This window comes from Cellulomonas sp. NS3 (assembly GCF_024757985.1).
Taxonomy (GTDB): Bacteria; Actinomycetota; Actinomycetes; order Actinomycetales; family Cellulomonadaceae; genus Cellulomonas_A.
Genome location: NZ_CP103289.1, coordinates 1,924,424 through 1,950,497 on the forward strand (window position 1 = coordinate 1,924,424; position 26,074 = coordinate 1,950,497).

General features: G+C 74.8%; 20 protein-coding genes. 12 read left to right on the plus strand and 8 right to left on the minus strand.

Annotated features, from left to right (window positions below):
- Positions 1-37: 37 nt before the first annotated feature.
- The 4 genes from NXY84_RS08850 to NXY84_RS08865 all read left to right on the plus strand — a co-directional run bounded on the left by NXY84_RS08850 (position 38) and on the right by NXY84_RS08865 (position 4,587).
- Positions 38-2,785 (plus strand): FtsK/SpoIIIE family DNA translocase, encoded by a 2,748-nt coding sequence (locus NXY84_RS08850; protein ID WP_258726719.1) that lies wholly within the window; start codon positions 38-40, stop codon positions 2,783-2,785.
- A 116-nt stretch (positions 2,786-2,901) separates the two neighbouring features.
- Positions 2,902-3,471, plus strand: coding sequence for a CDP-diacylglycerol--glycerol-3-phosphate 3-phosphatidyltransferase (gene pgsA / locus NXY84_RS08855; protein ID WP_258726720.1), 570 nt, complete (start codon positions 2,902-2,904; stop codon positions 3,469-3,471).
- Positions 3,472-3,487: 16 nt separating this feature from the next.
- Positions 3,488-4,009, plus strand: coding sequence for a CinA family protein (locus NXY84_RS08860; protein WP_258726721.1), 522 nt, complete (start codon positions 3,488-3,490; stop codon positions 4,007-4,009).
- Between the two features lie 236 nt (positions 4,010-4,245).
- Positions 4,246-4,587 carry a helix-turn-helix domain-containing protein gene (locus tag NXY84_RS08865; RefSeq protein ID WP_141372363.1) on the plus strand — a complete coding sequence of 114 codons (342 nt, stop codon included), beginning with the start codon at positions 4,246-4,248 and terminating at the stop codon, positions 4,585-4,587.
- Between the two features lie 224 nt (positions 4,588-4,811).
- Here NXY84_RS08865 and NXY84_RS08870 read toward each other — a convergent pair whose 3' ends face one another.
- A complete protein-coding gene (locus tag NXY84_RS08870) occupies positions 4,812-5,606 on the minus strand; it encodes an Fpg/Nei family DNA glycosylase (RefSeq protein ID WP_258726722.1) in 795 nt (264 codons plus the stop codon).
- Between the two features lie 36 nt (positions 5,607-5,642).
- Positions 5,643-10,820, minus strand: a complete 5,178-nt coding sequence (locus NXY84_RS08875; RefSeq protein WP_258726723.1) for an Lhr family helicase — start codon at positions 10,818-10,820, stop codon at positions 5,643-5,645.
- A gap of 164 nt (positions 10,821-10,984) precedes the next feature.
- Between NXY84_RS08875 and NXY84_RS08880 the strand changes: the two genes are divergently transcribed.
- From NXY84_RS08880 to rny, 4 genes are all read left to right on the plus strand, one after another.
- A complete protein-coding gene (locus NXY84_RS08880) occupies positions 10,985-11,215 on the plus strand; it encodes a DUF3046 domain-containing protein (protein WP_258726724.1) in 231 nt (76 codons plus the stop codon).
- Positions 11,216-11,538: 323 nt separating this feature from the next.
- On the plus strand, positions 11,539-12,579 hold the full coding sequence (gene recA, locus NXY84_RS08885) for a recombinase RecA (RefSeq protein WP_258726725.1): 1,041 nt from the start codon (positions 11,539-11,541) through the stop codon (positions 12,577-12,579).
- A gap of 11 nt (positions 12,580-12,590) precedes the next feature.
- Positions 12,591-13,169, plus strand: coding sequence for a regulatory protein RecX (locus NXY84_RS08890; RefSeq protein WP_258726726.1), 579 nt, complete (start codon positions 12,591-12,593; stop codon positions 13,167-13,169).
- A gap of 190 nt (positions 13,170-13,359) precedes the next feature.
- Entirely contained in the window at positions 13,360-14,820 is a 1,461-nt protein-coding gene (rny, locus tag NXY84_RS08895; RefSeq protein ID WP_258726727.1) for a ribonuclease Y, read from the plus strand.
- A 219-nt stretch (positions 14,821-15,039) separates the two neighbouring features.
- On the opposite strand, the gene NXY84_RS08900 is transcribed toward rny, so the two are convergent.
- The 4 genes from NXY84_RS08900 to NXY84_RS08915 all read right to left on the minus strand — a co-directional run bounded on the left by NXY84_RS08900 (position 15,040) and on the right by NXY84_RS08915 (position 18,439).
- Complete coding sequence (locus NXY84_RS08900) at positions 15,040-15,915, minus strand: amino acid ABC transporter permease (RefSeq protein ID WP_258726728.1); 876 nt, start codon at positions 15,913-15,915, stop codon at positions 15,040-15,042.
- Positions 15,912-16,601, minus strand: coding sequence for an amino acid ABC transporter permease (locus NXY84_RS08905; protein ID WP_309485083.1), 690 nt, complete (start codon positions 16,599-16,601; stop codon positions 15,912-15,914). Before NXY84_RS08905 ends, NXY84_RS08900 begins: the two co-directional genes overlap by 4 nt.
- 97 nt (positions 16,602-16,698) lie before the next feature.
- On the minus strand, positions 16,699-17,556 hold the full coding sequence (locus NXY84_RS08910; RefSeq protein ID WP_258726729.1) for a glutamate ABC transporter substrate-binding protein: 858 nt from the start codon (positions 17,554-17,556) through the stop codon (positions 16,699-16,701).
- Between the two features lie 94 nt (positions 17,557-17,650).
- Positions 17,651-18,439 carry an amino acid ABC transporter ATP-binding protein gene (locus NXY84_RS08915; RefSeq protein ID WP_258726730.1) on the minus strand — a complete coding sequence of 263 codons (789 nt, stop codon included), beginning with the start codon at positions 18,437-18,439 and terminating at the stop codon, positions 17,651-17,653.
- 125 nt (positions 18,440-18,564) lie between these two features.
- Here NXY84_RS08915 and miaB point away from each other — a divergent pair, with 125 nt between their 5' ends.
- Positions 18,565-20,214: a tRNA (N6-isopentenyl adenosine(37)-C2)-methylthiotransferase MiaB gene (miaB, locus tag NXY84_RS08920; RefSeq protein WP_258726731.1), complete on the plus strand. Its 1,650-nt coding sequence runs from the start codon at positions 18,565-18,567 to the stop codon at positions 20,212-20,214.
- Between the two features lie 78 nt (positions 20,215-20,292).
- On the opposite strand, the gene NXY84_RS08925 is transcribed toward miaB, so the two are convergent.
- Together NXY84_RS08925 and NXY84_RS08930 are read right to left on the minus strand one after the other, a co-directional pair.
- A complete protein-coding gene (locus NXY84_RS08925) occupies positions 20,293-20,823 on the minus strand; it encodes a YbjN domain-containing protein (RefSeq protein ID WP_258726732.1) in 531 nt (176 codons plus the stop codon).
- Entirely contained in the window at positions 20,820-21,446 is a 627-nt protein-coding gene (locus NXY84_RS08930) for a YbjN domain-containing protein (protein WP_258726733.1), read from the minus strand. The genes NXY84_RS08925 and NXY84_RS08930 overlap by 4 nt, the downstream gene beginning before the upstream one ends.
- 219 nt (positions 21,447-21,665) lie before the next feature.
- On the opposite strand from NXY84_RS08930, the gene NXY84_RS08935 reads away from it, so the two are divergent.
- The 3 genes from NXY84_RS08935 (at position 21,666) to NXY84_RS08945 (ending at position 26,066) form a co-directional block, all read left to right on the plus strand.
- Positions 21,666-22,175: a YbjN domain-containing protein gene (locus NXY84_RS08935; protein WP_258726734.1), complete on the plus strand. Its 510-nt coding sequence runs from the start codon at positions 21,666-21,668 to the stop codon at positions 22,173-22,175.
- 1 nt (position 22,176) lies between these two features.
- Positions 22,177-24,003: an HSP90 family protein gene (locus NXY84_RS08940; RefSeq protein WP_258726735.1), complete on the plus strand. Its 1,827-nt coding sequence runs from the start codon at positions 22,177-22,179 to the stop codon at positions 24,001-24,003.
- Between the two features lie 77 nt (positions 24,004-24,080).
- Positions 24,081-26,066: a hypothetical protein gene (locus NXY84_RS08945; RefSeq protein ID WP_258726736.1), complete on the plus strand. Its 1,986-nt coding sequence runs from the start codon at positions 24,081-24,083 to the stop codon at positions 26,064-26,066.
- Positions 26,067-26,074: the final 8 nt, after the last annotated feature.

A 26,074-nucleotide genomic window follows, 5' to 3' on the forward strand; every position in this document is an offset into this window, starting at 1 on the left:
CCGGCTGCAGGGCCCCGCCGCCGCTACCGTGAGGACCATGGCGACCCGTACGTCCTCCTCGACCCCCCGTGCGGGCGGGTCCGCCTCGTCGTCCCCGGCCCGGGGGGCTGCGCGGACCGGTGCGCGCGGCGCCTCGACCCGCCCCGCCGGCCGGGCGCCCAAGCAGCCGCTGCCGCACCGCCCGGCCCTCCCGCTGCGGATCGTGCGCGGCGTGTGGATGGGCTGCGCGCACCTGCTGGGCGGCACCGCGCGCCGCGTCGGGCAGGGAGCGCGCGACCTGGACCCCGCGCACCGGCGCGACGGCATCGCCTTCACGCTCCTCGCACTGGCGATCGTCGTCGCGGCGCGCGAGTGGTGGGGTCTGTCCGGCACCGCGGGCGACGTCATCCACGACGTCGTCGCCGGGACGTTCGGCCAGGTCGGCGTCGCCGTCCCCGTCGCGCTCCTGGCGACCGCGGTGCGCCTCATGCGCCACCCCGAGCTCGCGCAGGCCAACTCGCGCATCGGCATCGGGTTCTCCGCGATCGGGCTCGCCGCGTGCGGCGGGATCCACCTCGAGGCCGGCCTCCCCGCGCCCGCCGACGGCTTCGGACCGGTGCAGGCCGCGGGGGGAGTGATCGGCTACCTCGTCGCGACCCCGCTCGAGAGCCTGCTCACCGCGTGGGTCACCGTCCCGCTGCTCGTGCTGCTCGCGTTCTTCGGCGTCCTCGTCGTGACCGCGACGCCCGTGCACCAGATCGGCCCGCGCCTGCGCGCCGGGTACGACCGGCTCACCGGGAACCAGCGGGTGCTCGAGCAGCCGCTCGACGACGACGCGCCGCTCGTGATCAACGCGGGTCACAGCGCTCTCCCCGAGATCGAGGCGCCGCCGAAGAAGAAGGCCCGTGGCCGCCTCGGGCTGCGCAAGTCCCGCGCCGAGGGCCCGCCGGACCTCGGGGACACCGAGCTGCTCGACGGCTACGAGGGCGACGAGGCGTTCGAGCGGGCGGCGATCGTGGCCGCGCGTGAGGAGGCCGAGCGGGAGGCCGCCGAGGCCGAGGCCGCCGCGCAGGCCGACGCGACGCCGACGACGGCGATGCCCGCCGCGGGCGCACCCGCCGCGGCGGCCCGCCGCCCGCTCGCCCCGCCGCCGACGGCCCCCGTGCCGCGCGGGGAGCAGCCGATGCTCGAGGGCGACGTGCTGTACACGCTGCCGTCGGAGGAGGTGCTCGCGAAGGGTGCCCCGCACAAGGTCCGCTCCGCCGCGAACGACCGCGTCGTCGAGGCGCTCACGACCGTGCTCGACCAGTTCGAGATCGACGCCCAGGTCACCGGCTTCACGCGCGGGCCCACCGTCACGCGCTACGAGGTCGAGCTCGGACCCGCGGTCAAGGTCGAGCGGGTCACGGCCCTCTCGAAGAACATCGCCTACGCCGTCGCGAGCGCCGACGTGCGCATCCTCTCCCCGATCCCGGGCAAGTCCGCGATCGGCATCGAGATCCCCAACACCGACCGCGAGACGGTCTCGCTCGGCGACGTGCTGCGCTCGAGCGCCGCGCGCCGCAGCGAGCACCCCATGGTCATCGGCGTCGGGAAGGACGTCGAGGGCGGGTACGTCGTCGCCAACCTCGCCAAGATGCCGCACCTGCTCGTCGCCGGCGCGACCGGCGCGGGCAAGTCGAGCTTCGTCAACTCGATGATCGTCTCGGTCCTCATGCGCTCGACGCCCGACGAGGTCCGCATGGTGCTCGTCGACCCCAAGCGCGTCGAGCTCACGATCTACGAGGGCATCCCGCACCTCATCACGCCCATCATCACGAACCCCAAGAAGGCCGCCGAGGCGCTCGAGTGGGTCGTGCGCGAGATGGAGGCGCGCTACGACGACCTCGCGATGTTCGGGTTCAAGCACGTCGACGACTTCAACACCGCCGTGCGCGCCGGCAAGGTCAAGCCGCTGCCGGGCTCCGAGCGCAAGATCGCGACGTACCCGTACCTGCTGGTCATCGTCGACGAGCTCGCGGACCTCATGATGGTCGCCCCGCGCGATGTCGAGGCGTCCATCCAGCGCATCACGCAGCTCGCGCGCGCCGCCGGCATCCACCTGGTCCTCGCGACGCAGCGGCCCAGCGTCGACGTCGTGACCGGGCTCATCAAGGCCAACGTGCCGTCGCGGCTCGCGTTCGCGACGTCGTCGCTGACGGACTCGCGCGTCGTGCTCGACCAGCCCGGCGCCGAGAAGCTCATCGGGCAGGGTGACGCGCTGTTCCTCCCCATGGGCGCCGCGAAGCCGATGCGCACGCAGGGAGCGTGGGTCTCCGAGAGCGAGATCCACGCCGTCGTCGAGCACGTCAAGAAGCAGCTCAAGCCCAGCTACCGCGAGGACGTCGCCGTCACGGTGGCCAAGAAGCAGGTCGACGAGGACATCGGCGACGACCTCGACCTGCTGCTGCAGGCCGCGGAGCTCGTCGTGACGACCCAGTTCGGGTCGACCTCGATGCTCCAGCGCAAGCTGCGCGTCGGCTTCGCGAAGGCAGGGCGGCTCATGGACCTGCTCGAGTCGCGCGAGATCGTCGGCCCGTCCGAGGGCTCCAAGGCCCGTGAGGTGCTCGTCCAGCCGGACGACCTGCCGGGCACGCTCGCGATGCTGCGCGGCGACCACGGGGAGCCGCCGGTGTCCGCGCCCGCCGAGGACCGGTACGCGTCCTCCGACGGCGCGATGCCGGGGGACCCGCCCGTGGCCACGGACTACCACGACGACGCGGACGACGAGGTCGACCCCGGGCGCCTCGGCTTCGGGACGCGGTGACGCCGGTGCACGGCCGCGCGGTGCGCCGGGCCGTGCGTCGCCCCGGGCCGCTCGGGGCGCCGGTGTCCCCGACGCACCCGTAGGCTGTCGACGTGGTTCCCGCCGTCCCCTCCCGAATGAACGTCGCGAATGCGCTGACCGTCCTGCGGATCGTGCTCGTGCCGTTCTTCGCCGCTGCGCTCCTGGCCGACGGCGGCCACACGGTGCGCTGGCGGCTCGTCGCGACGGGGATCTTCGTCCTCGCGGCGGTCACGGACCGGTTCGACGGGCACATCGCCCGCCGCTCGAACCTCGTGACGGACCTCGGCAAGATCCTCGACCCGATCGCGGACAAGCTGCTCATCGGGACGGCGTTCGTCGTGCTGTCCTACCTCGGGGACCTGCCCTGGTGGGTCACCGCGGTCGTGCTCGCGCGCGAGCTCGCGATCACGGTCCTGCGGCTGTTCCTGCTGCGCTACCTCGTGCTCCCCGCGTCGCGCGGCGGCAAGGCGAAGACGGTGCTGCAGTCGGTCGCGATCGGCCTGTACCTCCTGCCGCTCGACCACCTGCCGGGCGTGGTCGAGGTCGTCGCGGCGGTCGTCATGGCCGCCGCCGTCGCGGTGACGCTCGCGACCGGGGTGGACTACGTGCGCACCGCGCTGCGGGTGCGGCGCGCCGAGCACCGGCCGCCGGCGACCGCGCACTGACCGGGCCGCGTCGCGCATGACCGACTCGCCGTACGGCGCCGCCCCGGGCGCCCGGCCCCGTCCCGCGCGGGTCGCCGAGCGGCTGCTCGCGAGGCTCGCGCTGCGCGGGTGGACCGTCGCGGTCGCGGAGTCGCTCACCGGGGGTCTGGTCGTCGCCGAGCTCGTGGCCGTGCCCGGGGCGTCGCAGGTGGTCCGCGGCGGGGTCGTCGCCTACGCCACCGACCTCAAGGCATCGCTGCTGGGCGTCGACCGGCGCCTGCTCGAGGTCCGCGGCGCGGTCGACCCCGACGTCGCGTACGCGATGGCGGAGGGCGTACGGGCGTGCATGGGAGCCGACGTGGGGCTCGCGACCACCGGGGTGGCAGGCCCCGACCCGCAGGACGGCCAGGCGCCGGGCACGGTGTTCGTCTCCGTCGTCGGTCCCGCCGGCGCGCACGTGCGGGCGCTCGTGCTGCCCGGGGACCGGACGCAGGTCCGCGAGGGCGCCCGCGACGCCGTGCTGGCGCTCGCGCGTGATCTTGTCGCTCCCATGGGGTGAATGTCGTGTGCAGGCGCTGCGGCGGGGGGAACACCCGGGTCACCATGGGCGTTGGGATGGTCGTGATGAACACCAGACCGGCGGCTCGACCCGGGACCGCGCGCACGAGCGGCGCGAGGTACGGTGGAAGTATCCCCGCGAGGGGACGTACGGGCGTCACGGTGGGGGTCGGGACCAGGTCCTCGCTCCCGACGCCCGCACAGGGTGAGGATCGAGACGCGAGAGGGGGACGCCAGATGGTCGTACTGCGCCGCGAGATCGGCGATGTGCTGCGGGATGCCCGGCAGCGGCAGGGTCGCACCCTGCGTGAGGTGTCCTCCGCGGCTCGGGTGTCCCTCGGGTACCTGAGTGAGGTGGAACGGGGTCAGAAGGAGGCGTCGTCGGAGCTGCTCGGCAGCATCTGCGACGCGCTCGACGTGCCCCTGTCGCTCGTGCTCCGTGAGGTGAGCGACCGTGTCGCCGTGGCCGAGGGTCTGCTGATCCCGGACACCGTCCCTGCGGACCTGACTGCGTCGTTCGGCGGACCCGCCGACGGTGGTTGGGCCCGACCCCGTTCGGAGCTCGCTCCGATCGGCTGAGACCTGACGTCCGGCCCGAGGAGCTCCTCGCAGCCGGCTGAGACGACGGACCCGTGGTCGCGTGCCGCTGCGCGACCGCGGGTTTCGTGCGTCCGGGGCCGGTGCCCCGCAGCTGCGCTCGTCGCCGCGTGCGCACGCCGTCGGCGCCGGCACGTGCTCCGGCACGCACACCGCGGCGCGCGCGCCGCGCGGGCGTGGCACGGACCCACGCCCGGTGCGCCCGGTCAGGGGTGCTGGCAGCGCGGGCAGTAGAAGACCGGACGCTCCATCGGGGGCTTGCGTGCCTGCCCCTTCTCGATCGGCGTGCCGCAGCGTCGGCACGGCTGCCCCGCGCGGCCGTGGACCCGGCTCGTCGCCCGGAAGCCCTGCTCGCCGGTCGCGGTCGGGATGCGGGCCTCGACCGAGCGCAGCATCATCGCGCGCGCCACTGCGAGCAGGCGCTCGGGGTCCGGCACCTCGTCCGCCGGCGTCCACGGCCAGAGCCCGACCGCGAAGAGCGGCTCGGCCATGTAGATCGTGCCCATCCCGGCAACGACCCGCTGGTCGAGCATGACGTCGCACACAGGCTCCGACCCGCGCTCGCCCCAGCGCCGCAGCCCCTCGACGAGCCCCACGGTCGGGAAGTCGGGCGCGAGGATGTCGGGTCCCAGGTGCCCGACGAGCGTGTGCTCCTCGCTCGTGGGCACCACGTCGAGCATCCCGAGGCGCTCGCCCACGGTCGTCCACAGCTCGTTCCCGAGCACCGCGCGGACCCAGGTGCCGGACGCCCGGGCGTCTCGGGTCCCGGTGCGCGCGATCCGCCACGACCCCTCCATGCGCAGGTGGGTGTGCAGCGTCCGCCCGTCGTCGAAGCGCGTGAGCAGGTGCTTGCCGTAGGACACGTTCTCCAGCACGGTCCGACCGACGAGGTCGACGGTCGCCGCCGACGGCCAGCGGAGCTCGGCGCGCACGAGCACACGCCCGGCGAGCGCGAGGTCCATGCGCGTCGCGGTGCGCCGCAGGATGTCACCCTCGGGCACGGCCGGCCCTGGGTCGTGCGCCGTGCGGGCGGCGTCTCATGCCTGGCCGCGCAGGCGCAGGCCGCGGGGTGTCGGCGCGAACCCGGCAGCGGCGAGCGCGCGCCCGAGCGGGCTGCGCAGCGCCTCGGCCTCGAGCAGCGCGGCCCCGTCGGCGCGGTGCAGCGTCATGCGCCCGAGGTTGCCGGTGCGCACCGCGTCGGCGAGCCGGCCCGCCGCCACGTCGAGCAGCGCCGGGTCCTGCGTGAACGTGAGCACCGTGCGCCCCCCGCGCTCGACGTAGAGCACGAGCGCGCCGTCGACCAGCACGACCACGGCACCGGCCTTGCGTCCCGGGCGGTGCAGGCCCGTCGCGCCGGGTGCGAGGCCGTCGGCAGCGGAGGGCAGGGGCCACGCGAGCGCCGCGCCGTACGGGTTGGCGGGGTCGGTCGCCGCGAGCGTCACGACGAACCGGGTCCGCTCGGGCTGGTGCGGGGCCGGGGACCACGGGTCGGCGGACCCGGGCGCCCCCACCGCGTCGTCGGCGCTCTCGGCCGCCTGCTCGCGCGCACGCTCGACCGTGCGGGCGTCCTCCCGGAGCCGGTCCACCGCGCCGGGCAGCGCGAACTGCGAGCCGCCGAGGTGCTCCACGAAGTACCCGCGGCGGACCTGGCCGGCCTGCTCGAGCGCCGCGAGCACGCGGTACACGGCGCCGAACTGCGCCGTGACGCCCTCGGCGGGTGCGACGGCGCGGGTCAGGACGCCGTGCCGGTCGAGGAGCTGGGCCGCGAGGGCGTGCGCCCGCAGCGTCGGGTCGCTCTCGCGCTCCGGCAGCAGCGACCACCGGCCGCCGGCCTCGGCGAGCAGCGCGGAGCCGGGCCTGGGCGTCCCGCGAGGGGCGAGGGACCCCGAGCGCAGACCGAAGCGGGCCGCGCCGCCGAGGTTCCGGCTGCGCGCCGCCGGGGCCTTGGTGCGGTGTGCCGTGGCACCCGTGCCGAGGCGTGCCCGCAGGACGGCGAGGCCGTCGTTCGTCACGTGACCGGCCCAGACGAGGTCCCACAGCGCAGCGGTGAGCGTGGTCTGGGACACCGTGGGAGCGCCGTCGGTGCCGGGATCGACCGCCGGAGCCGAGGGCACCGCGCCTCCGGTCGCCGACGCGGACCTGGCCCCCGACATCGTCTCGGCGCCCGCCGGCGCGCCCGGCTCCGACGTCTCCTCGGCGGCCAGGATCTCCCGGACCCGGGTGAGCAATCCACCAACGAAGTACGCGCCCCCGCCCGCGAGCGCGGCGAGCGTCGCCCGGTGCAGCGGCGTGTCGAGGAACCCGTCGGCCTCGACCGGCACGGCCGGGGGCAGCGTGAGGTCCGCGACGGACGCGGGGTGCAGGCTCACGAGCCCGTCGTGCCCGGCCAGCGCGCCGTGGCCGGCCCACAGCACCTCGCCCGCGGCGGTGAGCTCGTCGAGCATCGCGGGGGAGTAGTCCGCGACGCGGACCGGCAGGATGTGCGTCTCGAGCGCCGACGCCGGGACGGCGGCGCCCGCGAGCTGCTCGACGGCCCGGGCGAGGCCGTCGATGCCGCGCAGGCCCCCGGTGCGTCGTGGGCTCGGGTCGATGCCCTGCCACCGCGGCAGGAACACCCCGAGCGCCTGCTGGTCGACCGGCTCGACCTCGGCCCGCAGCGCCGCGAGCGAGCGGCGGCGCAGGGTCCGCAGCACCTCGGCGTCGCAGTACTCGTCGCCGGTCCCGCCGAGCTCGTCGGGGCGCAGGCGGCCCTGCACGAGGACGCCGGTCTGCTCGAGGCGGCGCAGCACCTCGGTCACGACCGCGACGCCGAGCCCGAACCGGGCGGCGACCTGTGCCGCGGGGAACGGCCCGTGCGTGCGGGCGTGGCGGCGCACCAGGTCGCCCAGGGGGTCGGGCCGGACCTCCGTGAACACCTCGGGCACGCCGACGGGCAGCGCGACCCCGAGGGCGTCGCGCAAGCGCCCCGCGTCCTCGATCGCCGCCCACTGCTCGCCCCGCTCCGCCTCGACCCCGCCGAGCCGGACCCGGAGCACGCGCCGGGCCGTCTCGAGCTCGGCGAGCCAGCCGGGGACGTGCGCGCGCTCGCCCTCGACGGTCCGCGCCTGCGCGTCGGCGGTGGTCAGCGGGCCGTGTCGGCGGACGACGTCGGCGAGGGCCTCGAGCGTGCGCGCCTGACGGTCGGGGGCCGTCCCCGCGAGCTCGGCCTCGGTGCGCTGGACCGCGACGGGGTCGAGCAGGTCGGCGAGCTGCGACTGGCCCGCGCCGAGCAGCTCCGCGAGCAGCGTCGGGTCGAGCGTGAGCGCGGCGGCCCGGCGCTCGGCGAGCGGCGCGTCGCCGTCGTACAGGAACTGCGCGGTGTACCCGAAGAGCAACGACTGCGCGAACGGCGACGGGGTGGTCGTCGTGACCTCGACGACGCGGATCTTCTGGGCCGCGACGTCGCGCATGAGCGTCGTGAGCGCCGCGACGTCGAAGTCGTCCTGGAGGCACTCACGGACCGCCTCGAGCAGGATCGGGAACTCCGGGTACTGCGCCGCGACGCTGAGCAGCTGCGCCGAGCGCTGGCGCTGCTGCCACAGCGGCTGGCGCTTGTCGGGGCGACGCCGGGGGAGCAGGAGCGCGCGTGCCGCGGCCTCCCGGAAGCGTGCGCCGAACATCGCGGAGCCGCCGAGCTCGCCGCGCACGGCGTCCGCGACCTCGTCGGCGTCGACGAGCAGGTCGTCGGTGCCGACCGGCGGCGCCTCGGCGTCGTCGGCCCAGCGCGCGCCGAGCCCGTCCCCGAGCGGGAACGCCGCGTCCGAGCTCAGCATGTCCGGCAGGCGCAGCACGATCCCGTCGTCGGAGTGCATCGCCGCGGCGTCGACGCCGAACCGCTCGCGCAGCCGGGCGGCGATGACCAGCGCCCAGGGCGCGTGCACGCGCGCCCCGTACGGGGAGTGCAGCACGACGCGCCAGTCCCCGAGCTCGTCGCGGAAGCGCTCGACGACGAGCGTGGTGTCGGTCGGGAGCTGACCCGCGGCGGCCTCCTGCTCCCGCAGGTAGGACAGCAGGTTGTCGGTCGCCCAGGGGTCGAGCCCCGCCGCGGAGACCTGCGCGCGCGCCTCCTCGTCGGGCTTCGCGGCGACCTCACGCACCCACGCGCCCATCGCCCGGCCGAGCTCCGCGGGCCGGCCCGGAGCGTCGCCCTTCCAGAACGGGAGGCGCCCGGGGACGCCGGGCGCCGGGGTGACGAGCACGCGGTCGGGGGTGATGTCGTCGATGCGCCACGTGCTCGACCCGAGCGTGAACGTGTCGCCGACCCGCGACTCGTAGACCATCTCCTCGTCGAGCTCGCCGACGCGCTTGCCGCCGCGCAGCTGGCCGCCCGTGCGCTCGGCGTCGACCGGGACGTCGCTCGTCGTCGCCCCGCTCGCGAGGAACACCCCGTACAGCCCGCGGTCCGGGATCGTCCCGCCGCTCGTCACCGCGAGGCGCAGCGCCCCGGGTCGGCCGCTGAGCACGTCGCGCGCGCGGTCCCAGACGATCCGGGGCCGCAGCTCGGCGAACTCCTCGCTCGGGTAGCGGCCCGCGAGCATGTCCAGGACCGCGTGCAGCGTCGCGTCACCGAGCCCGCTGTACGGGGCGGCCCGCCGGACGACCGCCGCCAGGTCCGCGACGCTCCAGTCCTCGGTCGCGACCATCGCGACGACCTGCTGCGCGAGCACGTCGAGCGGGTTCGCGGGCACGTGCAGCGCCTCGAGCTCGCCGCGGCGCATGCGCGTGGCGGTCACGGCGGCGGGCACGAGCTCCCCGCGGAACGTCGGGAACATGATCCCGTGCGAGACCGCGCCGACCTGGTGGCCGGCGCGTCCCACGCGCTGGAGCCCGCTGGCGACCGACGGGGGAGCACCGACCTGGACGACGAGGTCGACCGCGCCCATGTCGATGCCGAGCTCGAGCGAGCTCGTCGCGACGACCGCCGGCAGCCGCCCGGCCTTGAGCTCGGTCTCCGTCCGGGTGCGCTCCGCCCGGCTCATCGACCCGTGGTGCGCGCGGGCGAGGATCGTCGCGGCGTCCCGGGTGTCGACCCCGACCGCGGTGCCCGACTGCGCGGGCGCCGCGGCCGGCTGCAGCTCGCCGGGGTCGGGCACGTCCTCGCCCTGGCGCTCGGCCCACACCTCGTTCATGCGGGCCGTGAGCCGCTCGGCCCCGCGCCGCGAGTTCGTGAAGACGAGGGTCGAGCGGTGCTCGGCCACGAGGTCGACGACGCGCTCCTCGACGTGGGGCCAGATCGACGGGCGCGGCGGCGCACCCGCGGCGGGGCCGGTCAGGTCGACCTCGCCGGGCGGGAGGGCGTCGGGGCCCGGGGTGCCCACGGCCGGCGCCGAAGCCAGGTCCGCGAGGTCGGGCACGGGCACGACGACGTCGACCTCGATGCGCTTCGTCGACGGGGGCTGCACGACGACGACCCGCCGGCCGCCGTCCGCGTGCGCCCGCGCGCCGCCGAGGAACGCGGCGACCGCGTCGACGGGACGGACGGTCGCGGACAGGCCGATGCGCTGCGCCGGTCCGGGGCCGCCCGGTCGGTCCAGGAGCGCGTCGAGCCGCTCGAGCGAGACGGCGAGGTGAGCGCCGCGCTTGGTCCCGGCGACGGCGTGGATCTCGTCGAGGATCACCGTGCGCACGCCCGAGAGCCCGGCGCGCGCGGCCGAGGTGAGGACGAGGAACAGCGACTCGGGCGTCGTGATGAGGATGTCGGGCGGCTTGGTCGCGAACGCGCGGCGCTCGGCGGGCGGCGTGTCGCCCGTGCGGACGCCGACGCTCACGTCGGCGATCGGGCGGCCCGCGCGGGTGGCGGCCTGGCGGATGCCGACGAGCGGCGAGCGCAGGTTGCGCTCGACGTCGGTCGCGAGCGCCTTGAGCGGGGACACGTACAGCACACGGCACCGCTGGATCGGGTCCTCGGGCTCCGCGGGCGGGGCCGACGCGGGGCCGGCCGGCGCCTGGGTGCCCGGTGCCGGGCCGCCGAGGAGGCCGTCGAGCGCCCACAGGAACGCCGCGAGCGTCTTGCCGGAGCCCGTCGGTGCGACGACCAGCGCGTGCTCGCCCGAGGAGACCGCCTCCCACGCCCCGACCTGCGCCGTCGTCGGACCGGCGAACGCGCCCGTGAACCAGTCCCGGGTGGGCGCGGAGAAGCGCCCGAGCACCTCCGCGGCCTGCGTCGCCTCGTCCACCGGGCCATTGTGGCTGGCTGCGCCCACACCGGCCGGTCGAGCGTCGGCAGGGCTCCCGGCCGGCGGCCCGACGCGCCGTGGCCCGGACACCTCGACCGGCGACGTCACACGTCCGGGCCCGCGCCGTGGGCGCGAGCGGGGGTGGCGGGTGGCAGGCTGGTGCCGTGCGATACCGCGAGTTCTGGCAGCTGGTCGACGAGGTGCTCGGCAGCGCGCACGGTCGCGCGCTCGCGCGCGACCTCGTCCTGTTCGAGCTGCAGGGGCGGACCGCGGTGCAGGCCCTCGACGACGGCGAGGAGCCGCGCAACGTCTGGCACGCGCTGTGTGACGCGATGGAGATCCCCGAGGGCCGGCGCTGGGGCTCGGCCGCACGGCAGGCACCGCCCCGGCGCTGACCGCAGGCAGCGTGGGGGCGTCGCTGACGCCGGGCACCGCGCCGGCGCGACCCCGCACCGGGTCCCGTCAGGCGTCGGAAGCACGCCCGGCGTGTCGCGCCGCATCGAACACCTGTTCGGGTAACGTGGTGCGCGGTGAGGACGTCAGCGCTCCTGCGACCCGGGCCGACCGGGCGGAGGGCTGTCCACCAGTGCCGGGGAGCCCCGGGCTGTGGACAGTGCGCGGACGGATGTCGGTGGTCGGGCATAGCGTCACCCGCAGTCAACAGACCAGCCCCAGACGAGGTGCAGCGACCGCGCTGCTCGAGACCACGAGGTGTGACATGGCAGCTCCCCAGGACCGGACGAAGGCCCTCGAGGCCGCGCTCGGACAGATCGACCGGCAGTTCGGCAAGGGCTCGATCATGCGCCTCGGCGACGAGGGGCGCGCCCCCGTCGAGGTCATCCCGACGGGCTCGATCGCGCTCGACATCGCGCTCGGCATCGGCGGCCTGCCGCGCGGCCGCGTCGTCGAGATCTACGGCCCGGAGTCCTCGGGCAAGACGACCGTCGCTCTCCACGCCGTCGCCAACGCGCAGCGCGCCGGCGGGATCGCGGCGTTCATCGACGCCGAGCACGCGCTCGACCCCGAGTACGCGAAGAAGCTCGGCGTCGACACCGACGCTCTGCTCGTCTCCCAGCCGGACACCGGTGAGCAGGCGCTCGAGATCATGGACATGCTGATCCGCTCCAACGCGATCGACATCGTGGTCATCGACTCGGTCGCTGCGCTCGTCCCCAAGGCCGAGATCGAGGGCGAGATGGGCGACAGCCACGTCGGCCTCCAGGCCCGTCTCATGTCGCAGGCCCTGCGCAAGATCACCGGCGCGCTCAACTCCTCGGGCACCACGGCGATCTTCATCAACCAGCTCCGCGAGAAGATCGGCGTGTTCTTCGGCTCGCCCGAGACCACCACGGGTGGCAAGGCGCTCAAGTTCTACGCGTCGATCCGCATGGACATCCGCCGCATCGAGACCCTCAAGGAGGGCACCGACGCGGTCGGCAACCGCACGCGCGTCAAGATCGTGAAGAACAAGATGGCGCCGCCGTTCAAGCAGGCCGAGTTCGACATCCTCTACGGCGTCGGCATCTCGCGTGAGGGCGGCCTGATCGACATGGGCGTCGAGCACGGGTTCATCCGCAAGTCCGGCGCCTGGTACACGTACGAGGGCGACCAGCTCGGCCAGGGCAAGGAGAACGCGCGCGGCTTCCTGCGCGACAACCCCGACCTGGCGAACGAGATCGAGAAGAAGATCAAGGAGAAGCTCGGCGTCGGTGCCAAGCTCGACGCACCCGCCGACGTCGATCCGAAGGTCGCCTTCTGACCGGGCGACCGATGCGGGGCCGGGGCGGGCGGCGCGGTGACGAGCCGCCCGCCTCCGGTGCGTCCGGCCTCGGTGAGGAGGCGGACCCGGAGTCGGTCGCCCGGGCGATCGCACTGCGCCTGCTCGCCAGCTCGGCTCGGAGCCGGTCGCAGCTCGCCGAGGCGATGCAGCGCAAGGACGTCCCCGACGACGTCGCCGCGCGCGTGCTCGACCGGTTCACCGAGGTCGGACTCATCGACGACGCGGAGTACGCGCGGATGCTCGTGCGGACGCGGCACGCCGAGCGGGGTTTGTCCCGCCGGGCGATCGGCGTCGAGCTCCGCCGGCGCGGCATCGACGACGAGGTCGCATCGGACGCGCTCGGCGAGGTCGATGACGAGGATGAGGAGGAGGCGGCGCGCGCGCTGGTCCGGCGCAAGCTTGCCTCGACGGCCCGGCTCGACCCGCAGGTCCGCGCCCGACGCACCTTCGCGGCGCTCGGCCGGCGGGGGTACCCGGCAGCCCTCGTCTCACGGCTCGTGCGCGAGGCGCTAGCCGAGGAGGGCGCGGAGATCGGCGACGTCGCCGAGGACATCGCCCGCGGAGAGTGACGGCGCTCGTCGCGCTCCCGGGCGACGCCGGGCTGCCGGGCGACGCCGGGTTCCCGGGCGACGCCGGGCTCCCGGGTGACGCCGCGCGCCGCGGCGTCGGCCGTCGGGTGCGTGCGGGAGAATGCTCCGGAGGGCATCACGCGGCATCCGGGCCGCGGAGCGCTCAGCAGCGCCGGAGGGGGACGCGTCGATGGGTGAGCTCGGGCTGGTCGTGGCTCTCCTGGGGGCCTGCCTGGTCGCGCTCATCCTGGTGCTCGTCGCTCGGCGTGAGGCGGACGAGCAGCGCCGGCAGGCGAAGGCCGACGTCGCGTCGATCCGGGACGACGCGCGTGCGCTCCTCGCCGACGCCGAGCGCCGCGAGGCCCGGCTCGTCGAGCGTGAGCGTGCGGTGGCGGACGACCAGAGGGCCGTCGCCGAGGCCGAGCGCGCGGCGCGTGAGCGGCAGGACGCCCTCGCCACCGCCGAGCAGGAGGTGGCCGAGCGCCGGTCGTCGGCGGAGCGTGACGCCCGCGCCCGGCTGGAGGCCGTCGCCGACCTGACCGCCGAGGAGGCCCGCGCGGAGCTCGTCCGCCGCATGGTCGACGAGGCGACGAACGACGCGGCGACGCTCGTCCGTCGGGCGGAAGCCCAGGCGCGCCGGACCGCGGAGTCCCGGGCGAAGCGGATCGTCGCGGCTGCTGTCCAGCGCACCGCGGTGCCGACGAGCTCGCAGTCCGTGATCACGGTCCTGCCTCTCCCGTCGGAGGAGATGAAGGGACGGATCATCGGCAAGGAGGGCCGCAACATCCGCGCGTTCGAGGCCCTCACCGGCGTCAACGTGCTCATCGACGACACCCCGGACTCCGTCGTCCTCTCCTGCTTCGACGCCGACCGCCGCGAGGTCGCCCAGGTCACGCTCGAGGCGCTCATGTCCGACGGGCGGATCCACCCCCAGCGGATCGAGGCGGCGTACGCGGAGGCGCTCGCCGGCGCGGAGGACCGGACCGTGTCCGCGGGGCACGACGCCGCCGAGCGCGCCGGCGTCTCGGGCCTCCACCCGGACCTCGTCCGGACGATGGGCCGGCTCCGGCTGCGCACGTCGTACGGCCAGAACGTGCTCGAGCACCTCGTCGAGACCGCGCTGATCGCGGCCGCCATCGCCGCCGAGGTCGGGGCCGACGTCGCGACGACCCGCCGTGCCGCGTTCCTCCACGACGTCGGCAAGGCGCTCACGGCGGAGGTCGAGGGCACGCACGCGCTGGTCGGTGCGGACCTGGCGCGGCGGTGCGGGGAGTCACCCGCCGTCGTCAACGCGATCGCGGCGCACCACGAGGAGGTGCCGGCCGAGACCGTCGAGGCGGTGCTCGTGCAGGCGTCGGACGCGATCTCGGCCGCACGGCCCGGCGCACGCCGCGAGGAGCTCGACCAGTACGTCGAGCGCATGGACAAGCTCGAGCAGCTCGTCACGGCCCACGCCGGGGTGCGGCGCGCGCTCGCGATGTCCGCCGGCCGCGAGGTCCGGGTGGTCGTCGAGCCGTCGGAGGTCGACGACTACGCCCTGCCGCAGCTCGCGGTCGCGATCGCCAAGCACATCGAGGCGGACCTGCAGTACCCGGGCGAGATCAAGGTCACGGTCGTCCGCGAGATCCGCGCGAGCGCGACCGCCGGCTGACCTCGTTCCCGACATCGACGGCGGGCCTGCGGCAGCGGCGCGCCCGTTCTCCGCGGGCACGGCCGAGGCGGACGCGGGCCGAGCGCACCCGCGACCCGTGTGGACGCAGGGCCGTGGACGCGCGACCGCGAGACGCAGGGCTCGTGGCGGTGTCGACCCGCCTCGTGGAGCAACCGCGAGAACCGCAGCCCCCCGGGCCGGGCCGCCCGGCGTTCCTGCTCAGTCGCGCGTCGCCACGACGAGGCTCGGCGCCTCGGCCTTCGCGCGCCCGCTCGTCCGGCGCCCCATCCGCTGCCCGACCCACGGCGCGGCCTTCGTCAACGCGTAGTTGATGACGATGAACACGACCGCGGCGACGGCGAGGGCCTGGAGGATGTTGCCGTTCCCGGAGCCGACCTGCCGGGCCTCCTGGAGCAGCTCCCGGTACGTGATGATGTAGCCGAGCGCGGTGTCCTTGAGGATGACGACGAGCTGGCTGACGAGCGCCGGGAGCATCGCGATGAGGGCCTGAGGCACCTCGACGGACCGCAGCGACTGCGGGCCGGTGAGCCCGGTCGCGAGCGCAGCCTCGCGCTGGCCGCGCGGCAGCCCGTGCACGCCGGAGCGCACGAGCTCGGCGAAGACCGAGCCGTTGTAGAGCACGAGCGCGGTGACGACGGCGACGAGCGGGTAGTCGCCGGGGTCGATGCTGCCGATGTCGGAGAACCCGAGCGCGAGCCAGACGAAGATCATCATGAGGAGCACCGGCACGGCGCGGAAGAACTCGACGACCGTGCCGCTGAGCACGCGGACGAGCCGCAGCTCGGACAGGCGCCCGAGCCCGAACACGAGCCCGAAGACGGACGAGCCGACGATGGCGAGCCCGGCCGCCTGGAGCGTGCTGAGCAGGCCCGGCAGCAGGAAGCTCTCCCACGTGCGCCACTGCAGGAACGGCGTCCACAGGGCGGCCTCGAGCTGCCCCTTGCGGCCGAGCAGCACGAGCAGGAGCACGCCGATCCCGGCGACGACGAGCGCGAACACGATGTTGAGCCACATCATCCGGCGGCGCGTGCGCGGTCCGGGGACGTCGAACAGGACGCTCTGGGTGCTGCTCACCGGGCCACCGCCAGTCGTCGCGAGAGGGACGTCGTCAGCAGGCCGACGGGGATGACGAGGAGCACGAACCCGAGCGCGAAGGTGAGGAAGATCGCGATGACGACGTCGGACCGGAACTCGATCATGGTGCGCATGAGCCCGGACGCCTCGGCGACAGACCCGGCGGCGGCGACGGTGGAGTTCTTCGTCAGCGCGATGAGGGTGTTGCCGAGCGGGGCCACAGCACCGCGGAACGCCTGCGGGAGGATGATCAGCCGCGCCGTCGACAGGAACCCGAGCCCGATGGCCCGGGCGGCCTCGGCCTGGCCGACGGGCACGGTGTTGACGCCGGACCGCAATGCCTCGCAGACGAACGCCGCGTGGTAGACCGCCAGCCCGAGGATCGCGAGCCGCACGAAGTTCTCGTTGAAGTCGGGGGCGAGCGTCACCCCCAGCTGGCCCCAGAGGCCGAGCACGCAGAACACGATGATGATCGTGAGCGGCGTGTTCCGGAACACGTTCACGTACGTGGTGCCGGCCCAGCGCAGGCTCGGCAGCGGCGAGATGCGCATGACGGCGAGCACCGTGCCGAGCACGAGCGAGAGCAGCGCGGCGAAGAACGTCAGCTTGATGTTGACCCAGAACGCCGCGGGGACGTCAAAGGTCTCGAACAGCGCGACGAACTGGTCCAGATAGGTGCCGTCCAGCGCTCTCACCTCCTCGGTGCAGGGTGGCTCGCACCGAGCGGGACGGGGCGACGAGAGGTCCGTCGCCCCGTCCCGGTCGGCTGCGGGTCAGGTCAGGTCAGGCGCAGGCCTCGACCGTGGGCGGGTTCAGCTCCTCGTTCGCCTCGTAGCCCGAGGCCCCGACGTTGTCGTCGAGGATCTGCTGCCAGGTGCCGTCCTCGATGAGCTCGGTGATGGCCGTGTTGATGTCCTCGCAGGTCTCGTTGTCCTGCGGGAGGCCGACGCCGTAGTTCTCCTCGGAGAACGGGTTGCCGACGACCTTGACCTTGCCCTCGTTGGCGGGCTGGGCGGCGAGGCCGGCGAGAATGATGTCGTCCGTCGTGACCGCGTCGACCGCACCCGACGTGAGCGCCGTGACGCACTCGGCGTAGCTGGGCTGCTCGAGCAGGTTGGTGCCGGCGGCGTACTCGTCCTTGATGCGCTGCGCCGACGTGGAGCCGGTGACCGAGCAGAGGTTCTTGCCCTCGAGGTCCTCGGGCCCGCTGATGGAGTCGTCGTCCGCCGCGACGAGCAGGTCCTGCCCGGCGACGAAGTACGGACCGGCGAAGGCGACGGTCTCCTTGCGGGCGTCGGTGATCGAGTAGGTGGCGAAGATCATGTCGACCTGGCCGGTCTGCAGCAGGTTCTCGCGCTGCGCGGACGGCGACTCGACGAACTCGATCTGGTCCTCGGAGTACCCGAGCTTCTCGGCGATCGCACGCGCCATGTCGACGTCGAAGCCCGTGAAGTCGTCGCCGTCCTTGAAACCGAGGCCGGGCTGGTCGAACTTGATGCCGATCCGGATCGACTCGCCGCCGCCGGCGGAGGTCTCCTCGCTGGTCGCGCCGCCGGCGGGCTCGTCGGAGCCGCCGCACGCGGTGAGGGTCAGGGCGAGGGCGGCCAGGGCCGCTGCGCTCCCCACGGTTCGTCTGCGCATTGTCAGTTCCTCTCGTTGCGGTGCACCACGGTGTCGGTGACGTTCGGTGCGCCCGGCGAGGCGGTGGCTCCGCCGGGTCGGACGGGTCGGGGTGTCAGTGGGTCAGGATCTTCGACAGGAAGTCGCGGGCACGGTCGCTCTTCGGCGCCGTGAAGAAGGTCTCGGGGGTCTCCTCCTCGACGATGCGTCCCGCGTCCATGAAGACGACGCGGTGCGCGGCCTTGCGCGCGAAGCCCATCTCGTGGGTCACGACCACCATCGTCATGCCCTCGCTCGCGAGCGACACCATGACGTCGAGGACCTCGTTGATCATCTCGGGGTCGAGCGCGGACGTCGGCTCGTCGAACAGCATGACCTTCGGCTTCATCGCCAGGGCCCGGGCGATCGCCACGCGCTGCTGCTGCCCGCCCGAGAGCTGCGCGGGCAGCTTGTCGGCCTGGTTCGCGACCCCGACGCGCTCGAGCAGCGACATCGCGATCTCGCGCGCCTCGCCACGGGGGACGCCCTTGGCCTTGATCTGCCCGAGCGTGACGTTCTCGAGGACCGTCTTGTGCGCGAACAGGTTGAACGACTGGAACACCATGCCGACGTCGGCGCGCAGCCGCGCGAGCTGCTTGCCCTCGGCGGGCAGGGGCACCCCGTCGATCGCGATGGTGCCCGAGTCGATCGTCTCGAGGCGGTTGATCGTGCGGCACAGCGTGGACTTCCCACTGCCCGACGGCCCGATCACGACGACGACCTCGCCGCGGTGGACCGTCAGGTCGATGTCCTGCAGGACGTGGAGCTGACCGAAGTGCTTGTTGACCCCGTCGAGGACGACGAGCGGGGCGCCCAGGGTGCGCGGCTGCACTGCGGTCGCAGGGGCGGCGGGGGTGTCGACCATTCGACGAACCTAGGGGTGAAGTGTTGCGCCCGCTACCCGCTGAGGTCACGGTCCGGCAACGTCCCGGAAATGTGCGACCCCGCAGCGCACGGGCCCGGCGCCGGGGAGACGTACCCTGGACGGCGATGTCCACGACCCTGCCCCACGTCCCTGCGGACGCCGCCGCCCTGCTCGCCGGCCCCGCCCCGCGCGCCGCCCGCGACGCCGACGGCACCCCCGCCGGGGACCGCGGCGCGCCCGCGCGCACGTACCTGGTCAAGACGCTCGGCTGCCAGATGAACGTGCACGACTCCGAGCACATGGCCGGGATGCTCGAGCAGGCGGGGTACGTGCAGGCGAGCGCGTCCGACGCCGCGGCGGAGGCCGCCGACGTCATCGTCATCAACACCTGCGCGGTCCGCGAGAACGCGGCCGACAAGCTGTACGGCAACCTCGGGCGCCTGGCGGGGGCGAAGCGGGCGCGTCCGGGCATGCAGATCGCGGTGGGCGGCTGCCTCGCGCAGAAGGACCGCGCCGGCATCGTCGACCGCGCGCCCTGGGTCGACGTGGTGTTCGGCACGCACAACCTCGACGCCCTGCCGGTGCTGCTCGAGCGCGCGCGGCACAACGAGCGCGCCGAGGTCGAGATCGCCGAGTCGCTCCAGGTGTTCCCCTCGACGCTGCCCACGCGGCGCGAGTCGGTGTATGCGGGCTGGGTGTCGATCAGCGTCGGGTGCAACAACACCTGCACCTTCTGCATCGTCCCGCACCTGCGCGGCAAGGAGCGCGACCGCCGGCCGGGGGAGATCCTCGCGGAGGTGCAGGCGCTCGTCGACCAGGGAGCCGTCGAGGTCACGCTGCTCGGGCAGAACGTGAACTCCTACGGCGTCGAGTTCGGGGACCGCGGCGCGTTCGCCAAGCTGCTGCGGGCGGTCGGGGCGATCGAGGGGCTCGAGCGCGTGCGCTTCACGTCCCCGCACCCGGCCGCGTTCACGGACGACGTGATCGCCGCGATGGCGGAGACGCCGACCGTCATGCCGCAGCTGCACATGCCGCTGCAGTCGGGCTCGGACCGGGTGCTCCGGGCGATGCGGCGGTCGTACCGCTCCGAGAAGTTCCTCGGCATCCTGGACCGCGTGCGCGCCGCGATGCCCGACGCCGCGATCACGACCGACATCATCGTCGGGTTCCCGGGGGAGACCGAGGAGGACTTCGCCGAGACCCTCCGCGTCGTCGAGGCCGCGCGGTTCTCGTCGGCGTTCACGTTCCAGTACTCGCAGCGCCCGGGGACCCCGGCGGCGGACCTGCCCGACCAGCTCCCCAAGGCGGTCGTGCAGGAGCGGTACGTGCGGCTCGCCGCGCTGCAGGACCGCATCGCGTTCGAGGAGAACCAGGCGCAGGTCGGCCGGCGCGTCGAGGTCCTGGTCGCGGAGAGCGAGGGTCGCAAGGACGGCGCGACGCACCGCGTGACGGGCCGCGCCGCCGACAACCGGCTCGTGCACCTCGCGCTGCCGGAGGACCTGCCGGCGGACGCCGCGCCGCGCCCGGGAGACCTCGTGACGGTGACCGTGACGCACGCCGCCCCGTACCACCTGGTCGCGGACTCCGCCCTGACCGATCCCGGGGCCTTCGGCGTGCGGCGCACGCGCGCGGGCGACGCGTGGGAGGCGCGGCAGGCCGGCGGCGAGCAGGCGCACGGCGGTGCGCCGGCGGCAGCCGGGTGCGGGACGGCTGCACCCGCTCCCGCCGGGCCCGTCGTGCTGGGCCTGCCGACGCTCGGGGCGCCACGGCGCTGACGCTCCCGGACCCGCGGGCGGCGTCGGGGAGCGTCCCCGCGCAGACCTGCGGCCGCGCGAGACGCCCGGGTCGCCCGGTCAGTTGTCGGGGATCCCCGGGGGTGCCTCGTCGCCGGGCAGGATCGCCTCGATCGCCGTGAACATCTGGACGCCCGTGCCCAGCCCGCACGCGAGCAGCTGCGCGAGCTGGACGTCGGTGACGCCCTGCTCGAGGTCCGCGGAGACCTCGCTGTAGAGCGCGAGCAGACCGTCCTCCTCGCGGACGTAGACCTTGGGCCAGATGCGCTCGCGGTTCCAGTCGTTGACCGCCAGGGCCACCGACCGGCGCTGCTCGAGGGCGAGCGAGCGGTGCCAGCGCCCCCGCACCTGCAGGATCTCGTCGTGCTCGCCGAGCAGCAGGAACCAGAAGCGGCTGCCGTCCCACGTCCCTGTGAGGTCGCCGTCGTCGTCGATCAAGTAGCGGTAGCCGCGCGAGCGCAGGTAGCCCTCGATCCGGTCGCGGGACAGCGGCGTCGGGACCTCCTGGTCGCGGACCGGCGCGTGCTTCTCGGGCTTGGCGAAGCCGCCGAGCACGCGCGTGACCCAGCGGGGGAGCGCTCCGTCGCTCACGGCGCCACCCCCGCGGGGTCGGGGTACAGCTCGTCGAGCGAGTCGAAGAACATGCTGCCGGTGCTCAGGCCGCAGAACAGCAGCTGGTTGAGCTGGTCGTCGGTCACCCCGTGCTCGAGGTCGGTCGCGACCTCGGCGACGACGTGCACCATGCCGTTGTCGCGCACGCGTGCGTACGCCTTGGGCCAGATCCGGTCCGCGTTCCACTCGTTGCACACGTCGAGCACCTCCTCGAGCCGCTCGATGGCGACCTCGCGGTGCCACTGGCCGCGGACCTGGAGGATCTCGGAGTGCTCGCCGAAGAGGAAGAAGTAGAACAGCCGCCCGCGCCAGAGCCCGCCCAGGTCGCCGTCGTTGTCGACGAAGTAGCTGAACTGGTGGCGGCTGAACCACTCGGCGACCCGGGCGGCGGTCACCGGGGTGGGGACGTCGCCGGTGAGCTGGACCGCGCCGAGCTCACGGGCGAGCAGCTGCGTCACGTGCTCGTGCAGCTCGTCGTCCGGCACGCCCGGGCCCAGCACCGGTCCGCCGCCGGTGCGGCGGGCGTCGCGCGGCCCCCGACCCGAGGCCTCGGGCCGCAGCCCGAGCCACCGGCGGAGGCGTCGGTCCCGGAAGAAACCCATGCGCGGAAGCCTACCCGCGGAGCCCGCGAGCGGCCGGAGGTGGGCCCGCGGCTGGGCCGGACGGGTGGATCGTCCCGGTCCGTCCGACTTCGCGCCACCGGGTCGGTGCGGGCGGCTAGTCTCGTGCGGCACGGTCCTGGTCCGTGGCGCTCGTGCGCCGCGCGGCCCCGGAAGGGCACGACGCGCCGCCCACGGCGCGCACGAGACGACGAGGTTCCCATGGGTTTCTTCACCAAGCCGGAGGCGGGCGCCGCGGCGCAGCCCGTGCTCGCGCCGCTGAGCCACCAGCGCATCATCGACCGCCTCGACGCGCAGGGCTTCACGTACGGGGTGGACGACGACGGCGACATCGGCGGTCGGTGGGACGACCACCTGTTCTACTTCTTCCGCCTGGGTGCCGACGGCGAGTTCCTCCAGGTCCGCGGCCGGTGGACGCGCGAGGTCCCGGTCAGTGAGGCCGACGCCCTGACGCGCGCGGCGAACCAGTGGAACCTCGACACGCTCTGGCCCAAGGCGTACGTGCGCGTCGAGGGTGACGACGTCGGCGTGTACGCCGAGCACGTCGTGAGCTACGAGCACGGGCTGACCGACGAGCAGCTCGACCTGCACATGGCGTGCGGCATCAGCACCGCGCTCCAGCTCTTCGCGCACCTCGACGACCTGTACCCGCAGGCCGCGGAGACGGCGAAGGCGCAGCTGGCCGCGTACCGCGCGAGCGACGCCGACTGAGGTGGGGGAGCCCTCGTCCGCCCAGGCCTTCCAGGTCGACCTGCGCGGCGTCGTCGACCTGCTCGCGCGCCACCTGTACTCCGGCCCGCGCGTGTACCTGCGCGAGCTGCTGCAGAACGGCGTCGACGCGATCACGGCGCGCCGCGCCCTCGACCCGGCGGCGCCCGCGACGGTCCGGCTGCGCACCGCGGCGGACGGCGCGCTCGAGGTGGCCGACTCCGGGATCGGGCTGACCCTCGTGGAGGCGCGCGAGCTGCTCGCGACGATCGGCCGGAGCTCGAAGCGCGACCTCGAGGTCGGGCTCGGGCGCGAGGAGTTCCTCGGGCAGTTCGGCATCGGCCTGCTCTCGGCGTTCATGGTGGCCGACGAGATCGAGCTCGTCTCCCGGACCGCGCGCGGCACGGGCGAGCCGCCGGTGCGCTGGCTCGGGCGCGCGGACGGCAGCTACGAGCTCACCGAGCTCGACGCCGACGTCCCGGTCGGCAGCACCGTGCGTCTGCGGCCCCGGCGCGACCTCGAGCACTGGCTCGCGCACGACACGGTCGTCGCCCTCGCCCGCGACTTCGGCTCGCTCCTGCCCGTCGACGTCGCGGTCCAGGTCGACGTCGACGGCGCGACCGCGTGGCGGCGGCTGACCGAGCCCGACCTGCCGTGGCGACGCCGGTACGCCACGCCCGAGGAGCGCGCCGAGGCGCTCGTGCGGTACTGCGAGCGGACCCTCGGGTTCACCCCGCTCGCGCACGTCGACCTCGAGGTGCCCCTCGCCGGGGTCAGCGGTGTCGCGTTCGTGCTGCCGGCCGCGGTGCCGCCCACCGGCTCCGGCACGCACCGCGCCTACCTCAAGCGGATGCTGCTCGGCCCGCGCGTCGAGGGGCTGCTGCCGGAGTGGGCCTTCTTCGTCCGGTGCGTCGTCGACGCGACCGGCCTCCGTCCCACGGCGTCGCGCGAGCAGCTCTACGCCGACGAGGTCCTGCTCGCCGCGCGCGACGCCCTCGGCGAGCAGGTGCGGGCCTGGACGCTCGCGACCCTGCGGGAGCGCTCGCCGCTCGCGCGCGCGTTCGTCGAGGCCCACCACCTCGCGGTGCGTGCGCTCGCGACGACCGACGACGCGATGCTCGACCTCGTCGCCGACGTGCTCCCGTACGAGACCACCGACGGCCAGCTGACGCTCGCCGAGGTGCACGAGGCGCACGGGGACGTGCTCTACGCACCGACCGTCGAGGAGTTCCGGCGCATCGCCCCCGTCGCCCGCGCGCAGGGCCTCGGGGTCGTCAACGCGGGGTACGTGTACGACGCGGACCTGCTCGCCCGGCTCGCGGACCGGCGGCCGGCGTGGGGCGTGCGCCCGCTCGGCACGCAGGACGTCGACCAGGTCCTGGCCCCGCTGGCACCCGTGCGCGAGCTCGAGCTGCTCCCGGTGGTCGAGGCCGCGAACGCGGTGCTCGCACCGCACGACTGCGAGGTCGCGCTGCGCACCTTCGAGCCGGTCGAGCTGCCCGCCATGCTGCTGCACGACCGTGCGGGCGACCACGAGCGCGAGCTCTCGCGGACCGTCGGCGAGGCCGACGACCTGTGGGGCGAGGTGCTCGCCGGCTTCGGCGGGACGGCGCGCTCGCGCCAGCTCGTGCTCAACTGCGCGAACCCGCTCGTCGAGGACCTGCTCGCGGCGCCGGCCGGGACGGTGCGCGACGCCGGGCTCGAGTCGCTCTACGTCTCGGCGCTCCTGCTCGCGGGAGAGCCGCTGCGCGCCCGTGAGGTCGCGACCATGAACGCCTCGCTCTCGGTGCTGCTGCGCGCCGGGCTCCGCGGAGCCGACCCCACGCACTGACCCGCCCGACCTCCGCCCCCACCCCGATCCGTCCCCGGCGCCCGCCGCGCCGCTCGTTCCGTCACCCCGGAGACCCCATGAGCCGCACCCTCGAGTCCGCCAACCGGGAGATCTCGCGCGTCCGCGACCTGCCCTACGGCCTCGCCCGCACCCAGGCGGCCGAGCGTCAGGTGCGGCTCGTCGACTCCGAGGGGCCGGACGACGCCCGCGCGTACGCGCTGTCGACGCTCGTCGAGGCGTACGTCTGGGGCGGCGAGGTCGACAAGGCGTACGTGCCGTTCACCCGGCTCGTGCGGTGGTGGGACGAGCGCCCGGACCTGTTCGACGAGCAGGACCGGCACACGCTGTTCTGGTCCTTCAAGTGGATGGTCGCGAACCTCACCGAGTTCCCGACCGTCCCCGCCGCGCAGATCGACCGCACGCTCGCCGACATGGAGCACCGGTTCGCGGTCGCGGGCAACGGCATGAACGCGGTCGCCCTGCAGCGGTTCGTGTGGTCGCGGGCGCGCGGGGCGGAGGACACCGCGGCGGCCTACGAGGCGTGGGTCGCGACGCCGCGCGACGACTTCTCGCAGTGCGAGGCGTGCGAGCCGGGGGACCGCGCGTCGTACCTGTTCGAGGTCGGGCGCACCGACGAGGGGATCCGGCTGCTCGAGCGCACGCTCACGGAGAACCCGACGTGCGCGACGGAGCCCGCGGACATGCTGTCCCACCTCCAGCTCGCCTACCTCGAGGAGGGCCGCCTCGCCGACGCGGCGGCGACCCACCGGCGCGGGCTCGCGCACCTCGCGGACAGCCACGGCGACATGGCGGGCGCCCGCGGCCGGCACGTCGAGCTCCTGGCGCGCGGCGGGCACGGCGACCGGGCGGTGCGGATGATCGAGGCGGACCAGCGGCTGCTCACCGGCGGGGACTCGCCCGACAGCCGGCTGACCTACCTCGTGCACGTCGGCGCCGCGCTCGCGGCGCTCCGGGCCACGGAGCCCGGGCGTCCCGTCCGCCTCACGACCGTGCCCGCCACGACCGTCGCCGAGCTCGCGGACTGGGCCCGAGCGGAGGCCGACGCGCTCGCGGCCGCGTTCGACCGCCGCAACGGCACCGACCACGTGTCCCGGCTCGTCGCCCGCGCGTGGCGGACGGAGGCGGCGCCCGAGGCGCTCGACCTCGCGGTGATCCCGGCACAGGCCCGGCGGGCGGGCACGGACGCGACGGACGGCGGCGTCTCCGGTGCCCCGGCGAGCGCGCTCCGGCCCTCCGACCCAGGGTCGCCGGCACCGGGCGCCGAGCTCCCCGACGTCACCGCGACCCTGCTCCGGGCGTCGCAGCTCGTGGACGACAGCGACCCCGCGGCCGCGGCGCCGCTGTACCTCGAGGCGGCGCGGCACGCGGAGGATGCCGGGCTGCTCGCCGACGCCGGCTCCGCGCTGGCCGAGGCCGCGCGGTGCGCGCAGGTGCTCGACGACCACGAGGGTGCGTCCTGGGCGTACACCCGTGCGACGACCCTGCTGCGCGCGGGTGGTGCGGACCCGCTGCTCACGGCCGCGGTCGTGCGGACCCACGCGCGGTCGGCCGCGGACCTCGGCCGGGCGGACGCCGCGCTCGCGGAGGTCGAGCGGTGCCTCGACGAGCTCGCCGCGCCGACCACGGCCGACGGCGGACCCGAGGGTCCGGCCGACGTGCCGGGCGCCGCCGAGCTGGCCGAGCGACGCCGGGCCGAGGTCGAGCGCGAGCGCGCCGAGCTCGACGACTGCGCGGCCCGCCTGCTCGCGACGCTCGGGCGCGACGGGGAGGCGGCGACGCGGGCGGCCGCCGCGGCGGAGGCGTTCGGCGTGGCCGGCCACGTCGCCGACGCGTCGCACGCCTTCTGGCTCGCCGGCCGGCTGCACGCCGACGCAGGTGCGACGGACCCGGCGGTCGAGCACCTCGAGTCCGCGGTCGAGGGGTTCGGGCTCGTGCGCGACGCCGGTCTGCGCGCCCAGGTCGCGGCGCTGCTGATCGACGTGCTGCGCCGGGCCGGTCGCGACCGCGAGGCGGACGACGTCGCGCGGGTGCTCACCGACTGAGCGGCTAC

What these genes read in the sequence shown, in the direction of transcription:
- NXY84_RS08850 (WP_258726719.1), top strand. Translation starts at nt 38, where the DNA reads ATGGCGACCCGTACGTCCTCCTCGACCCCCCGTGCGGGCGGGTCCGCC.
- pgsA (WP_258726720.1), top strand. Translation starts at nt 2,902, where the DNA reads ATGAACGTCGCGAATGCGCTGACCGTCCTGCGGATCGTGCTCGTGCCG.
- NXY84_RS08860 (WP_258726721.1), top strand. Translation starts at nt 3,488, where the DNA reads ATGACCGACTCGCCGTACGGCGCCGCCCCGGGCGCCCGGCCCCGTCCC.
- NXY84_RS08865 (WP_141372363.1), top strand. Translation starts at nt 4,246, where the DNA reads ATGGTCGTACTGCGCCGCGAGATCGGCGATGTGCTGCGGGATGCCCGG.
- recA (WP_258726725.1), top strand. Translation starts at nt 11,539, where the DNA reads ATGGCAGCTCCCCAGGACCGGACGAAGGCCCTCGAGGCCGCGCTCGGA.
- NXY84_RS08890 (WP_258726726.1), top strand. Translation starts at nt 12,591, where the DNA reads ATGCGGGGCCGGGGCGGGCGGCGCGGTGACGAGCCGCCCGCCTCCGGT.
- rny (WP_258726727.1), top strand. Translation starts at nt 13,360, where the DNA reads ATGGGTGAGCTCGGGCTGGTCGTGGCTCTCCTGGGGGCCTGCCTGGTC.
- NXY84_RS08910 (WP_258726729.1), bottom strand. Translation starts at nt 17,556, where the DNA reads ATGCGCAGACGAACCGTGGGGAGCGCAGCGGCCCTGGCCGCCCTCGCC.
- NXY84_RS08915 (WP_258726730.1), bottom strand. Translation starts at nt 18,439, where the DNA reads ATGGTCGACACCCCCGCCGCCCCTGCGACCGCAGTGCAGCCGCGCACC.
- miaB (WP_258726731.1), top strand. Translation starts at nt 18,565, where the DNA reads ATGTCCACGACCCTGCCCCACGTCCCTGCGGACGCCGCCGCCCTGCTC.
- NXY84_RS08930 (WP_258726733.1), bottom strand. Translation starts at nt 21,446, where the DNA reads ATGGGTTTCTTCCGGGACCGACGCCTCCGCCGGTGGCTCGGGCTGCGG.
- NXY84_RS08935 (WP_258726734.1), top strand. Translation starts at nt 21,666, where the DNA reads ATGGGTTTCTTCACCAAGCCGGAGGCGGGCGCCGCGGCGCAGCCCGTG.
- NXY84_RS08945 (WP_258726736.1), top strand. Translation starts at nt 24,081, where the DNA reads ATGAGCCGCACCCTCGAGTCCGCCAACCGGGAGATCTCGCGCGTCCGC.